Here is a 12,630-nt window from a genome sequence, read left to right as displayed (position 1 = left end):
ATGAGCATGCGACGTAAAAAATTTGTCCTTAGTCTGTCCTTTGACCAGTATTTAAAACGATTACTGTAAGGCAAACATAGCTTCGAAGCCAGAGAAATAGATTAGGGATTTTCATGCGTTTGTCGTGGGTTCTCCTTTACGATCAGCCCTTCGCGTCCCAACAACATCATAACCTTCTTGAATTTTAGCATACATTTCAAGGAGTAATTCTGGAGGGTCCTGCAAATCTGCATCCATGACAGTAACATAGTCTCCCCTTACTTCCTCTAGTCCTGCTAACAAAGCGGCTTCTTTACCGAAATTTCGCGAAAGTGATAGGAAATGAACATTGATATATTTTTTTGAAATTTCTCTTAATATATCAAGTGTAGCATCGACAGAGCCATCATTAATAAAACAATAGTCAAAGATTAAGTCATCCGTTAGCTTCTTTTCAACGTTTTGTACTGTTGTTAAAAAAGGAAGAATTGTCTCTTCCTCATTATAGCACGGTACTACTATACTAAGTGTTTTCACAACTCTTCCTCCTTTTTTATCGAATTCCTAATGCTATTCTCGCGTAGCGACTCAGACGATCTACCGACCAGGCTGGTGTCCATACTAAACGAACTTTTGGATCTCTCACTTCTGGAACAGATTTCAAAACGTCATAAATTTGATCTGTAATGAGATCGGCTAATGGACATCCCATTGTCGTTAAAGTCATGTCAATTTGCGTTTTACCATCTTGTTCAAAATGAATTTCATAAATCAAACCAAGATTAATAATATCAATACTAAGCTCAGGATCAATAACTTCTTCAAGAGCCTCAAAAATACGCTCTTTAATATTAGCAATTTCTTTTTCCGTATAATTGATAACTTCTGACATATTTTCCCTTTCACAATGACTCTTTTGGAATTAAGGTATTTAAAACACTCTAGGAGGTAGATAAGAATCGCGCAAGCCGCTACTTCTTTTTTGCAATTAGTGGTTAAAAACGCCTTTGTAACTTGACTATGGTAAAGCGCCTAAAACAGTAGTCTATTCCCAGACTGTTTTAGTCCTCCATAAAGTCTTTAAGTTGTTTGCTGCGGCTTGGATGGCGGAGTTTACGTAGGGCTTTAGCTTCAATTTGACGGATACGTTCACGAGTAACGTTAAAAACTTTACCAACATCTTCAAGCGTACGCATTTTTCCGTCGTCCAAACCAAAACGAAGGCGAAGAACATTTTCCTCACGATCTGTCAATGTATCAAGAACATCATCCAACTGCTCGCGTAGCACAACACGCGTTGTGTAATCAACTGGATTTTCAATAACTTCGTCCTCAATGAAATCACCTAAATGACTATCATCTTCCTCACCAATAGGGGTCTCGAGAGAAACTGGTTCTTGAGCAATTTTAAGAATTTCACGAACTTTATCGGGTGTCATATCCATGCGATCCGCAATTTGTTCTGGTGTTGGATCTTGTCCTAATTCTTGTAAAAGATTACGTTGTTCACGCACAAGCTTGTTGATTGTTTCAACCATGTGTACTGGAATACGAATGGTACGAGCTTGGTCTGCGATAGCACGTGTAATGGCTTGACGAATCCACCAAGTGGCATAAGTTGAAAACTTAAAACCTTTTGAATAGTCAAATTTATCAACTGCTTTCATCAATCCCATGTTGCCTTCTTGAATCAAATCCAAGAACTGCATGCCACGACCAACATAACGTTTAGCAATCGAAACCACCAGACGTAGGTTAGCTTCAGCAAGACGTTGTTTAGCTTGAAGGTCACCATTTTCAACAGCAATAGCCAGTGCTTTTTCTTCCTCATTCGTCAAAAGAGGCACAACACCAATCTCTTTTAAATACATACGGACTGGGTCATTTACTTTTGCTGAATTACTACCAAGAAGTTCTTCGTCAGTTAACTCTTCCGGTTTTGGTGCTTCAACAACGTATTTAGTAGACGGATTGCCATCCTTATCTGTAATAGCAATTCCACCATCTGTCAAACGCTCCAAAAGATCATCTATTTGATCAGCGTCTAAACTAAAGGGAATCACTAATTTTTCAGTAACTTCTGTATCGACGGCAGTCCCCGCTTGCTTATGGTTACGAATAAAATCAGCAACTTGAACGTTAAAAGTTGTTATTTCTTTGGTTTTTTCTGCCATAATTCCCTCTATTCTATGCTTCTTTTCTGTGCAATAAGTGCTTCTAAGGCGGCAAGTGCACTCTCTTGATCACCTTGATTACTAGTATCTTTAATCAATTGACTTTGTTTGCGCATATCATTTTGCGCTAACAAACGATCACGATGCCTCTCCAAGTCAGAAATTTCATTGTCACCTACCTCTTCTGGTAGCTGCTCCTCTAGAACTTGATAATAAGCCTGCTGTACTGCCTCTGGTTCTCCAGACAAGTCATAAGATGTAATATCTCCATTAGTCACTAGCAGTTGATACAATTCAGCTAGCTCTGGGGTGTTGAATTGAAAATCTTGTCTCAGCTTAAAATCATTTAAAATCACTGGATGAAAAAGCATCCGATGAAAGAGATGATTTTCAGTCTTTCTTAGAGCAGTTACCTGTTTGACAATCGGCATATCAACATAGACTGGTTCAACCACTTGTGATGGAACCATATCTTGCCGCAAAGAAATACGACGACTATTAACCGACTGTTCAACCTGATGATAATCAAAATCCGGAAGGAGATCCGCAACTTTATTGATGTAGGTATTTTGAGCCGTTATTGACTGCTCTTTGGCAATGACATCAGCAATCTTTTCGACATAAGCAATTTGACTTTGAAGGTTATCAATATTCTCAGGCAATAGGTAATGCATCCAAAACTCTACCTGACTAATGCGAGATCTGTCTAATAGACCAGCTAATTCATCTGTTGAGGTAGTTTTCAAATACTCATCCGGGTCCATTCCCTGAGGCATTTTGACAATATCTATAGAAAATTGAGAAAGGATTTCTAACGATTTAGCGATAGCATTTTGCCCTGCGTCATCACCATCATATGTTAACACAACCTTTTTGGTAAATTGACTCAAGTGACTCACATGTTCCTGCGTCAAAGCTGTTCCCATAGACGCCACCGCATTTACCACACCTGCTCGATAAGCTGCTATCACATCCATAAACCCCTCCATAAGATAGACTTCGCGCTTTTTAGCAATCACTGGCTTAGCCTGATTCAGGTGGTAAAATTCGTAGGATTTATTAAATATTGGAGTTGAACGCGTGTTTTTATATTTTGCTTGATGCTTTTCTTTAGCTTGCTCTGTCCAGATACGACCAGAAAAACCAATCACTTTTCCTTGGTCATTCGTAAGAGCAAACATAATTCTATTTTGAAAGGCATCGTAGATACGATTTGATTCTTCAGATAAATTAAAGAGACCTGAAGCTAAAATAGTCTCCTCATCATATTTATTCGATAAAGATTTGAATAAATAATCGGGTTCTTCAGGAGATAGTCCAATTTGAAAATGTTTAATTAACTCATCCGTTAGTCCTCTATCGTATAAATACTGTCGCGCTGCTTCTCCTTGCTTCGTGGTCATCAAGACTGCTTGGAAGAATTTATTAGCATCAGCATTTATTTGAAAGAGTGATTCATGAGGATGTCTACTCTGTTGATAGTTGGTTTGAGTCACTTGAATGGACATTCCCAAACGTTCAGCCAAAACAGAGGCAGCTTCCTTAAAAGGAATTTGTCTATACTCCTCTAGAAATTTAAAAACGTCACCTGATTTTCCACAACCGAAGCAATGATAGAACTGCTTATCTTCGATAACGTTAAATGATGGCGTTTTTTCCTTATGAAAAGGACAAAGTCCTAGGTGGTTATGTCCTGTTTTTGAAAGAGCTACAACCTCACCAATAATATCTACAATATTGGTTTCCTGCTTGATTTTAGCAATGGTTTCTTTATCCAAAATCACAACATCACCTCCACAAAAGTCCAATTTTGCCTTACGTTACATTATAACATTATCAATATCACGTGTAAAATAAAAAATTCAAATTCCTTGCTCCTAATCCTTCTTTATTGTATAATGAAATCTAATAGAGAAAGGAATCGAATATGCTTAAAGAATTAAAAGCTTTTTTGTTTAAAGGTAATGTCCTTGATTTGGCTGTTGCTGTTATCTTTGGTGCTGCATTTGGTGCCATCATTACTTCATTGGTAGAAGATATCATCACTCCTCTTTTATTAAACCCTGTTTTAAAAGCAGTCGGTGCAGAACGTATCGCTGAATTAACATGGAATGGTGTTGCTTATGGTAGCTTTTTGAGTGCTGTACTTAATTTCTTGATTGTTGGTACTATTCTCTTCTTTATCGTCAAAGCTGCAACTAAATTCATGCCAAAACAAGAAGAAGTTGTTGAAGAAGTCGCACCTTCCAATGAAGAGCTTCTTCTTACAGAGATCCGCGATCTTTTGGCTCGTAAATAAGAGAGTTTTCTCTCAAAAGAAAGCAGGTGTTAGTCACTGCTTTTTTTGATGCATTGAAACTTTTGTTATTGGAACACTTACAAAGCCAAGTATTCAAGATTAGGACCATAAAGCAGCTCAGGTGTATCCCATACCAATATGATATCACCGTTATACTTTTTCATTTTGTTGAGCGATATCTACTTTGTCATAACAATCTTAGACAATCTTTTTCACTATAAATTTAACTCCCTATCTATCCCCCCTTGTTTTCTAGCTCTAAAGAAAAAGATACGATCAAAAAAAATGAGGCCTGATTTCCAGGACTCATTTTTTTTATTTCTTCTCCTCGTCATCCATTGAAAGCACGCTCAAGAAGGCTTCCTGAGGTACTTCAACCGAGCCGATGGATTTCATGCGTTTTTTACCAGCTTTTTGTTTTTCAAGGAGTTTACGCTTACGAGAAACATCACCACCGTAACATTTAGCCAAAACATTTTTACGAAGCGCTTTGATATCAGTTCGTGCCACAATTTTTTGACCAATTGCTGCTTGGATAGGTACTTCAAATTGTTGGCGAGGAATGATTTTTTTAAGCTTATCCACAATTAATTTCCCACGCTCATAGGCAAATTCTTTATGAACAATAAAGCTAAGAGCATCAACCTTATCACCATTGAGCAAGATATCCATTTTAACCAATTGCGAGCGACGGTATTCAGAAATTTCATAGTCAAAACTAGCATAGCCACGAGTTGACGATTTTAATTTATCAAAGAAATCAAAGACAATCTCAGCCAGTGGAATCTGATAGATAACATTAACACGATTATCATCAATATATTCCATAGTCTCAAAGTCACCGCGTTTACGCTGGGCCAACTCCATCACAGCACCAACATACTCCTGTGGCACCATAATTTGAGCTTTGACATATGGCTCCTCGATAGAATCGATACGCGTAGGTTCAGGAAAATCAGAAGGATTTGATACTTCTAAAATTTCCCCATCTGTCGTATTAATATTATAAACAACCGATGGAGCTGTCATAATTAAATCGATATTAAACTCACGTTCTAAACGCTCCTGAATCACATCCATATGAAGTAAACCTAGGAATCCACAACGAAAACCAAATCCTAACGCCTGAGATGTTTCAGGTTCAAATTGCAGACTAGCATCATTCAATTGAAGCTTCTCCAGCGCTTCACGCAAGTCATTATATTTATTTGATTCGATCGGATAGAGACCTGCAAACACCATTGAATTCATCTGTTTGTAACCAGATAAAGGCTCACTTGCTGGATTATCGGCCAAGGTGATAGTATCACCAACACGAGTGTCAGCTACTGTTTTAATGGATGCTGCAATATAGCCAACATCTCCAGTTGCTAAATAATCACGGCTAACGGCTTTAGGTGTAAATATACCAACTTCGGTTACATCAAATGTTTTACCATTTGACATGAGTTGAATCTTGTCGCCCGGCTTAACCAAACCGTTAGTCACACGCACTTGGAGGATGACTCCACGGTAAGCATCATAAACAGAGTCAAAAATAAGGGCTTGAAGAGGGGCTTCGACGTCACCAGATGGTGCAGGAACTTTTTCCACGATCTGTTCAAGAATCTCATCAATACCAATCCCAGCTTTAGCAGATGCCAAAACAGCATCCGACGCATCAAGACCAATAACATCTTCCACTTCTGCTCGCACGCGTTCAGGATCTGCCGCTGGAAGATCAATTTTATTAATGACCGGCATAATTTCCAAATCATTATCCAAAGCCAAATAGACATTAGCTAGCGTCTGAGCCTCGATACCTTGAGCCGCATCAACAACTAAAATAGCTCCCTCACACGCTGCCAAGGAACGTGATACCTCATAGGTAAAGTCCACGTGTCCAGGCGTGTCGATTAAATGAAAGATATACGTTTCACCATCTTTTGCTGTATAGTTGAGCTCAATAGCATTCAGTTTAATAGTAATACCACGTTCACGCTCCAAGTCCATGCTATCAAGTAATTGTGCTTGCATTTCACGACTAGAAACAGTCTCAGTTTTTTCTAAAATACGGTCTGCCAGCGTCGATTTCCCGTGATCGATATGGGCAATAATGGAAAAGTTACGAATCTTCTCCTGACGTTTTTTTAATTCTTCGATATTCATCTTTTTATCCTATGTTATTTAATGGTTACCCTCTATTATAGCAAAAAGTAAGACTAAGAAAAAGAACAAGTTTGTTTATCTCACGACAAACTAGAGGCCCTCAACAACCTTATTAAAGTCATTAAACGAAATGCTTTTGAATTTCGGAACTTTGAAAACTTCAAAAACCTGATTTATCTTGCTTTGAACATAACAAAAGAGAGAAACATCTGATTCTCTCTCGGTGTTAGCTATAAGTCAACCCACTACAGTTGACAATGAGCCAATTAAACGACGCCTTACTATTTTAGGGCGTCGAATAAATCAATTCATTAAATATGATTATTTACCAAGTTTTGCTTTAGCAGCATCTGCAAGAGCTGTGAACGCTGCTGCATCATTAACGGCTAAATCAGCAAGCATTTTGCGGTTAACTTCAATTTCAGCCAATTTCAAACCATGCATCAATTGTGAGTATGACAAACCATTCATACGAGCAGCCGCATTGATACGTGTGATCCAAAGTTTACGGAAATCACGTTTTTTCTGACGACGGTCACGGTATGCATAGTAGTAAGAGTTCATTACTTGCTCTTTTGCAGTACGGAACAAGATGTGTTTTGCTCCATAGTAACCTTTAGCTAATTTTAAAACACGTTTACGACGTTTGCGTGATACAACGCCACCTTTAACACGAGCCATTTATATTTTCCTCCGAATAATTCTGAATAATACTATTAATGTTTACAAACCTAATTATTTAAGGCGAGTAAGCATTGCTTTGATACGTTTGAAATCTCCAGCGTTAACCATTGACGCTTTACGAAGATGGCGACGTTGCTTTTTAGTTTTCCCGTGGAAACGGTGAGACGTGAAAGCACGGAAGCGTTTCAATCCGCCTGAACCTGTACGTTTAAAACGTTTAGCTGATGCACGGTGTGTTTTTTGTTTTGGCATTTTTCTTCTCCTATGGATAAATATAATCTGACAAGTTATTTCTTGTCTGGAATCGGTGCAAGTTGCATGAACATTTGACGACCATCCATTTTAGCCCTTTGCTCAATGATCGCAATATCTTGAGTTGCTTCAGCAAACTCAGCCAACACTTTTGCTCCAATCTCTTTATGAGTAATCATACGTCCTTTAAAACGAATAGAGACCTTAACCTTATTTCCTTTTTCAAGAAACTTACGGCCGTTACGAAGTTTTGTTTCAAAGTCTCCTTTATCAATAACAGGACTAAGACGAACTTCTTTTACCGTTATAACGCTTTGTTTCTTACGTTGTTCTTTTTGTTTCTTCTGATACTCAAATTTGAACTTACCATAGTCCATAATTTTAGCAACAGGCGGAGTGGCTTGTGGTTGGATGAGCACTAAATCAACATTAGCTTGATCTGCAATTGATTGAGCTTCTGATAATGGTTTGATACCTAATTGTTCACCTTCAAGACCAACTAAACGAACTTCGCGAACACGAATTTCGTCGTTGATGAATAGATCTTTTTTAGCTATGATCTTCACCTCTTTATTTTTTTAGAGAAAAACAAAACGGACTTGACAAACCAAGCCCGCACACATTATGTTTCTATAAAGAAACTTGACATGTAGGGCCAGACAACGTTAGTCGCAAGGCGAGAAGTTCTCACTTCTGCTTTTCTCATTGTTACTATAATAACAAGTTGATTATCCTTTGTCAATGATTTTCTTTGCTTTTTTTTGAATAAAATCAACAACATCCTCTATCGATATGCCAGTTGTGTCGAAGATAATAGCATCATCTGCTGCTTTTAAAGGAGACACTTTACGATGACTGTCTTTATAATCGCGTGCAGCAATCTCATCTTTCAAGGTCTCAAAATCCGTCATGATGCCTTTTTCTTGATTTTCTTTAAACCTGCGTTCTGCTCGCTCTTCAACTGAAGCCACTAAAAAGATTTTTAATTCTGCATCTGGTAGTACCACTGTTCCAATATCACGTCCATCCATGATAATACCACCTTGTGCAGCAATCCGTTGTTGCTGAGCGACAAGCTCCTCACGAACTTCTGGCAAAGCAGACACCCAGGAAACGTTATTAGTCACGTCTGGTTGACGAATGGCATCCGTCACATCGATGCTACCTAATAGGACTGTTTGTTGTCCATTCTCATTTTTACCAAAAGAGATAGGATATTCCGCTAACTTTTCAAGAATATCCCCTACTTTTGAATCATCTAATTGATGCTTCAAAGCAAGATAAGTCGCAGAACGGTACATAGCCCCTGTATCAAGATAAGTATAGCCAAGATTACGAGCAATAATCTTGGCTACTGTACTTTTACCACTTGAAGCAGGGCCATCAATAGCAATTTTAATAGCTTTCATGATGTCCTCTTTTTCTATTCTAGTTGATGTTAACCTGATCACCTGGATTGGCATACCAGTAACCCATAGTCATATTTTGCGGATTTAAGGCTTGCAATTGTTCGATTGAAATACCTGCTCGAGCTGCAATGGAAGCTGCACCTTCACCAGGTTGAACAACAATTGTTTGGCCGCCTGTAGAAGGTTCCGTTGATGGTGTTGTCTCTTCTGTCACAGTTGTTGATGAACTCGCGGCAGTTTCTGACGATGACGCTGCGGAACTAGACGCTTTGATCGAAGAACCTTTAGATTTTTCTTTTTTAGAAGCTTTGGAAGCTGCTTTCTTTTTAGACTTCTTCGTATCTGCTTTGGATGATTTAGCTTTTTTATCAGACTCAGATTTAGCTTTAGAAGTCTTTGTTTCTTTTTCTTCCTTTGCTTTAGATTGTGACGAACGGTAGAAACCAGACGTTGCTTTTGCTTCATCACTACCACCATTAGAAGTATAGAAAACAACAATCAAAATACCTACAACGATTAAGAAAAAGACACTAAGAAGACCTGTCAATAAGGGAGTGCTTAGCAAACCACTATTTTTTTCCTTTCGAGACGTTTGTCTACCACTGTCCTTTTTATTTTCGAAAATCTTCGATTCCCATGGTTTCTTGGCCATGATTTCCCCCTTGTTAAATAAATAAAATCATATTACAATAATACTATGAAAGTATCACTTATTCCAGAAAAATGTATCGCCTGCGGTCTTTGTCAGACCTACTCTAATGCCTTTGATTACCACGACGATGGTATCGTTAAATTTACAGATAGCGATGAATTAGTAGCTGTATTCCCAGATAACGATCTTGCTACATTAGAAGCTGTAAAAAAATGTCCAACTAAGGCTCTAATACTTTAGGAGTTTTTTCATTTTTGTATGCTTCAAAATAATCTAACTCAATAAAATTATCCATTAATTCAACTTCTCCCTTAAAGTAAGGGTGAACAGCCAAAGCATCTAAAAAATATTTTTTAGGCCATTTACGCATATAAAATATGCGTTTTTTTGCGTCATCATTAAATATCAATGTAATGCTTAATTTGGTTACTTCAATCTTTTTGATATTAGAGATCTTAACATTTTGTGGTTTGAAAACATCCATAGATACAATTTTTAATTGATCTTCTTCCCCGATAACGAAGAAACGGTGCAACCCAAATCCCAATAGTACCAGAAATAAAGCAAAGGATAAAAAGAAGGTCACAGGTATTTTCGTCCGTTCAAATAGTAAGGATAGCCCTATAAAGATTGGCGCAATCGTCAATGACCAATAAATTAAAAGCCACGAGAGTTCAGGTTGCCAATGGTATCTTATTTTACCAAAAATTTTAATCATAAATGGTAACCCCCAAGCCTATTCTATCATACTTCCAGCAATCTTTCAAAAAGCTAGTTGACATAACTCGATATTCCGATAATAACATCAACAGCTTTCTCCATAGTTTGAAGACTGACAAATTCAAAACGCCCATGCATGTTTTCTCCGCCGGCAAAAATATTAGGAGTTGGGATTCCCATGAAGGAAATCTTAGAGCCATCTGTCCCACCACGAATAGGTTCAATAATTGGTTTAATATCAAGATTTTCCATCACTTCTTTAGCAAGATTGATAGGAGTCATATCTTTTTCGATCACCTGACGCATATTATAGTACTGATCTTTCAAACTAACAAGAACACGCTCTTCGCCGAAATCTTCATTCATTTTTGAAGCAATATCTATCATTAATTGCTTCCGTGCTTCAAAAGATTCAGTCTCAAAATCGCGGATAATATAGGAACTATAAGCTTCTTCAACTGTACCATCAAATCCATGAAGATGATAGAAGCCTTGGTAACCTTCGGTTAATTCTGGACGATCTGATTCTGGAAGAGCATTGTGAAAATCAATCGCCAGTTGAAAAGCATTCACCATCTGATTCTTAGCAGTGCCTGGATGGACATTTCGTCCTTTAAACGTAATATCAGCTGCAGCTGCACTAAATGTCTCAAATTGTAACTCTCCAAGTGGTCCACCATCAACCGTGTAGGCAAAGTCCACGTCAAAATCATCAACATCGAACTTATCAGCACCAACGCCAATTTCCTCGTCTGGTCCGAAGCCAACGCGAATTTCACCGTGTTCGATTTCTGGATGACTTGTAAAATACTCGATAGCAGTCATGATTTCAGCTATCCCAGACTTATCATCAGCTCCTAAGAGTGTCGTTCCATCTGTTGTAATTAACGTCTGACCATGGTAATTTTTTAAATTAGGAAAATCCATTGGTGACAACTGAAATCCTGAATCTCCCAATGGAATCTCTGAACCATCGTAACTCTCAATAATTTGCGGCTTAATTCCTTCTGCATTAAAATCAGCTGTGTCAATATGCGAAATATAACCAATTTTATAGTTGAACTTGTCAGAGTTAGCTGGTAGAGTTCCTACAATATAACCATTTGATTCTAAATAATGAACATTTTGTAAACCAATTTTTTCCATCTCAGGCTTTAAAACGGTCAAAGCAAAATCAACTTGACTCTGCGTACTTGGTGTTGACTGGCTAGATTCATCACTACGAGTATTAATCTTTACGTATGTTAAAAAGCGTTCTAAAAGATTTGGATAAGACATAAACGTACCTCTTCTCTATTATCTTCACTGATTATACCAAAAAATCCACTCCAGCGAGCAGATTTTTTAATTTTTATTAAATAGAATAAGTCTTATAATAACTCAAAATGCCACTCACAATGGCATTAGCCAATTTTTCTTGATAATCTCCTTTAGTGATACGATTTCTTTCCGCATAGTTAGACATGTAGCCCAATTCTAACAGTACCGCTGGTGCAGTCGTTTCCCTTAATACAGCAAATGTATTTCTTAAGACACCATTATCTTTAGCTCCTGTCGCTCTGATGGCTGCAGTTTGAATGGCAGTTGCAAGGGTAGCACTCCTTTTTAAGCGCTCCGCATTTTCATGGTAAGTTTTATTAATTGCTGGCTGATATTCAGGATAATATTGATAGTAATAAGTTTCAATACCGTTTGCAGAAGGACTTGTTGAAGCATTAAAATGAATACTTACAAACAAATCTGCTAAACTTTGGTTAGCTTTCTTGGAACGAGGTAACAAGTCCAAATAAGAATCAGTATCACGTGTCGTAATGACTCTATAACCTAATCGTTCTAGTTTCGCGCGAACAAGGGATTGCATTCTTAAATTTAGAGATTTTTCAGTGATGCCTGCATAAGCAGCACCAGGGTCAGCACCGCCATGACCAGCATCTAAATAGACAATTTTATTAACTTTTGAATAATTACCTTGTGAAGCAGACGACATTAGGACTATTGAAGGAGTCTTGACTGCGCTTATTTTCTTCTCAAAAGACTTAACTGTTGTTCCTGGAGCAGAACCACCTTTTTTAACTAAGGTAACCTCGATACCTTCAACGCCCAAAGAAAAACCCTCCGTCCCAGCACTTGAACCGTTCTTTGCCCAACCTAACCATCCTTTATTCTGGCTATGAACGCGATAATAGACATCATAGTGCTGACTAATCTCACCAACTAAAGCAATTCTCACTGCCTCGATTTGACGATTAGAACTCTCCTGACCACTTGCTTGGCCTTCTCTAACGGCTGGTATCCAACCAACGTTTTGAATAT

14 protein-coding genes, 2 pseudogenes and 1 other annotated feature are annotated in these 12,630 nt (G+C 38.0%); of the genes and pseudogenes, 3 read left to right on the top strand and 13 right to left on the bottom strand.

The window, feature by feature from the left end; translation table 11 throughout:
• Positions 1-126 precede the first annotated feature (126 nt).
• From ABP870_RS10150 to dnaG, 4 genes and pseudogenes are all read right to left on the bottom strand, one after another.
• A pseudogene (locus ABP870_RS10150) lies at positions 127-516 on the bottom strand (glycosyltransferase family 2 protein); the annotation flags it as partial.
• Between the two features lie 16 nt (positions 517-532).
• Entirely contained in the window at positions 533-871 is a 339-nt protein-coding gene (locus tag ABP870_RS10145; protein WP_350015258.1) for a metal-sulfur cluster assembly factor, read from the bottom strand.
• Positions 872-1,040: 169 nt separating this feature from the next.
• Positions 1,041-2,153 (bottom strand): RNA polymerase sigma factor RpoD, encoded by a 1,113-nt coding sequence (gene rpoD, locus ABP870_RS10140; RefSeq protein ID WP_350015257.1) that lies wholly within the window; start codon positions 2,151-2,153, stop codon positions 1,041-1,043.
• A gap of 8 nt (positions 2,154-2,161) precedes the next feature.
• Positions 2,162-3,937: a DNA primase gene (dnaG, locus tag ABP870_RS10135; protein ID WP_350015256.1), complete on the bottom strand. Its 1,776-nt coding sequence runs from the start codon at positions 3,935-3,937 to the stop codon at positions 2,162-2,164.
• 143 nt (positions 3,938-4,080) lie between these two features.
• Here dnaG and mscL point away from each other — a divergent pair, with 143 nt between their 5' ends.
• On the top strand, positions 4,081-4,452 hold the full coding sequence (gene mscL, locus ABP870_RS10130; protein WP_350015255.1) for a large conductance mechanosensitive channel protein MscL: 372 nt from the start codon (positions 4,081-4,083) through the stop codon (positions 4,450-4,452).
• Positions 4,453-4,767: 315 nt separating this feature from the next.
• Here mscL and lepA read toward each other — a convergent pair whose 3' ends face one another.
• Positions 4,768-6,600, bottom strand: a complete 1,833-nt coding sequence (gene lepA, locus ABP870_RS10125) for a translation elongation factor 4 (RefSeq protein ID WP_350015254.1) — start codon at positions 6,598-6,600, stop codon at positions 4,768-4,770.
• A gap of 78 nt (positions 6,601-6,678) precedes the next feature.
• On the opposite strand from lepA, the pseudogene ABP870_RS10120 reads away from it, so the two are divergent.
• Positions 6,679-6,830: pseudogene (locus tag ABP870_RS10120) on the top strand (transposase); the annotation flags it as partial.
• A 91-nt stretch (positions 6,831-6,921) separates the two neighbouring features.
• On the opposite strand, the gene rplT reads toward ABP870_RS10120, so the two are convergent.
• From rplT to ABP870_RS10095, 5 genes are all read right to left on the bottom strand, one after another.
• On the bottom strand, positions 6,922-7,281 hold the full coding sequence (gene rplT / locus ABP870_RS10115; protein WP_000124839.1) for a 50S ribosomal protein L20: 360 nt from the start codon (positions 7,279-7,281) through the stop codon (positions 6,922-6,924).
• Between the two features lie 54 nt (positions 7,282-7,335).
• Entirely contained in the window at positions 7,336-7,536 is a 201-nt protein-coding gene (gene rpmI, locus ABP870_RS10110) for a 50S ribosomal protein L35 (protein WP_018380793.1), read from the bottom strand.
• Between the two features lie 35 nt (positions 7,537-7,571).
• Positions 7,572-8,102, bottom strand: a complete 531-nt coding sequence (gene infC / locus ABP870_RS10105) for a translation initiation factor IF-3 (protein ID WP_018380792.1) — start codon at positions 8,100-8,102, stop codon at positions 7,572-7,574.
• A gap of 13 nt (positions 8,103-8,115) precedes the next feature.
• Positions 8,116-8,241 (bottom strand) — a sequence feature (ribosomal protein L20 leader region).
• Between the two features lie 23 nt (positions 8,242-8,264).
• A complete protein-coding gene (cmk, locus tag ABP870_RS10100) occupies positions 8,265-8,945 on the bottom strand; it encodes a (d)CMP kinase (RefSeq protein ID WP_350015253.1) in 681 nt (226 codons plus the stop codon).
• A 19-nt stretch (positions 8,946-8,964) separates the two neighbouring features.
• Complete coding sequence (locus tag ABP870_RS10095) at positions 8,965-9,597, bottom strand: SAG1386/EF1546 family surface-associated protein (RefSeq protein WP_350015252.1); 633 nt, start codon at positions 9,595-9,597, stop codon at positions 8,965-8,967.
• A gap of 45 nt (positions 9,598-9,642) precedes the next feature.
• On the opposite strand from ABP870_RS10095, the gene ABP870_RS10090 reads away from it, so the two are divergent.
• Complete coding sequence (locus ABP870_RS10090; RefSeq protein ID WP_350015251.1) at positions 9,643-9,837, top strand: ferredoxin; 195 nt, start codon at positions 9,643-9,645, stop codon at positions 9,835-9,837.
• Here the strand turns inward: ABP870_RS10090 and ABP870_RS10085 are convergent.
• The 3 genes from ABP870_RS10085 to ABP870_RS10075 all read right to left on the bottom strand — a co-directional run.
• Complete coding sequence (locus ABP870_RS10085; RefSeq protein ID WP_350015250.1) at positions 9,818-10,315, bottom strand: EbsA family protein; 498 nt, start codon at positions 10,313-10,315, stop codon at positions 9,818-9,820. The genes ABP870_RS10090 and ABP870_RS10085 overlap by 20 nt on opposite strands.
• Before the next feature lie 53 nt (positions 10,316-10,368).
• Positions 10,369-11,595: a peptidase T gene (gene pepT, locus ABP870_RS10080; protein WP_350015249.1), complete on the bottom strand. Its 1,227-nt coding sequence runs from the start codon at positions 11,593-11,595 to the stop codon at positions 10,369-10,371.
• Positions 11,596-11,671: 76 nt separating this feature from the next.
• Positions 11,672-12,630, bottom strand: a 959-nt coding sequence (locus ABP870_RS10075; protein ID WP_350015248.1) for an N-acetylmuramoyl-L-alanine amidase, incomplete at its 5' end; no start/stop codon positions are given.

Source organism: Streptococcus jiangjianxini (assembly GCF_040225085.1).
GTDB lineage: Bacteria > Bacillota > Bacilli > Lactobacillales > Streptococcaceae > Streptococcus > Streptococcus jiangjianxini.
Note: the sequence above shows the minus strand (reverse complement) of the source record. Positions and strands in the feature narration are given on the sequence as shown.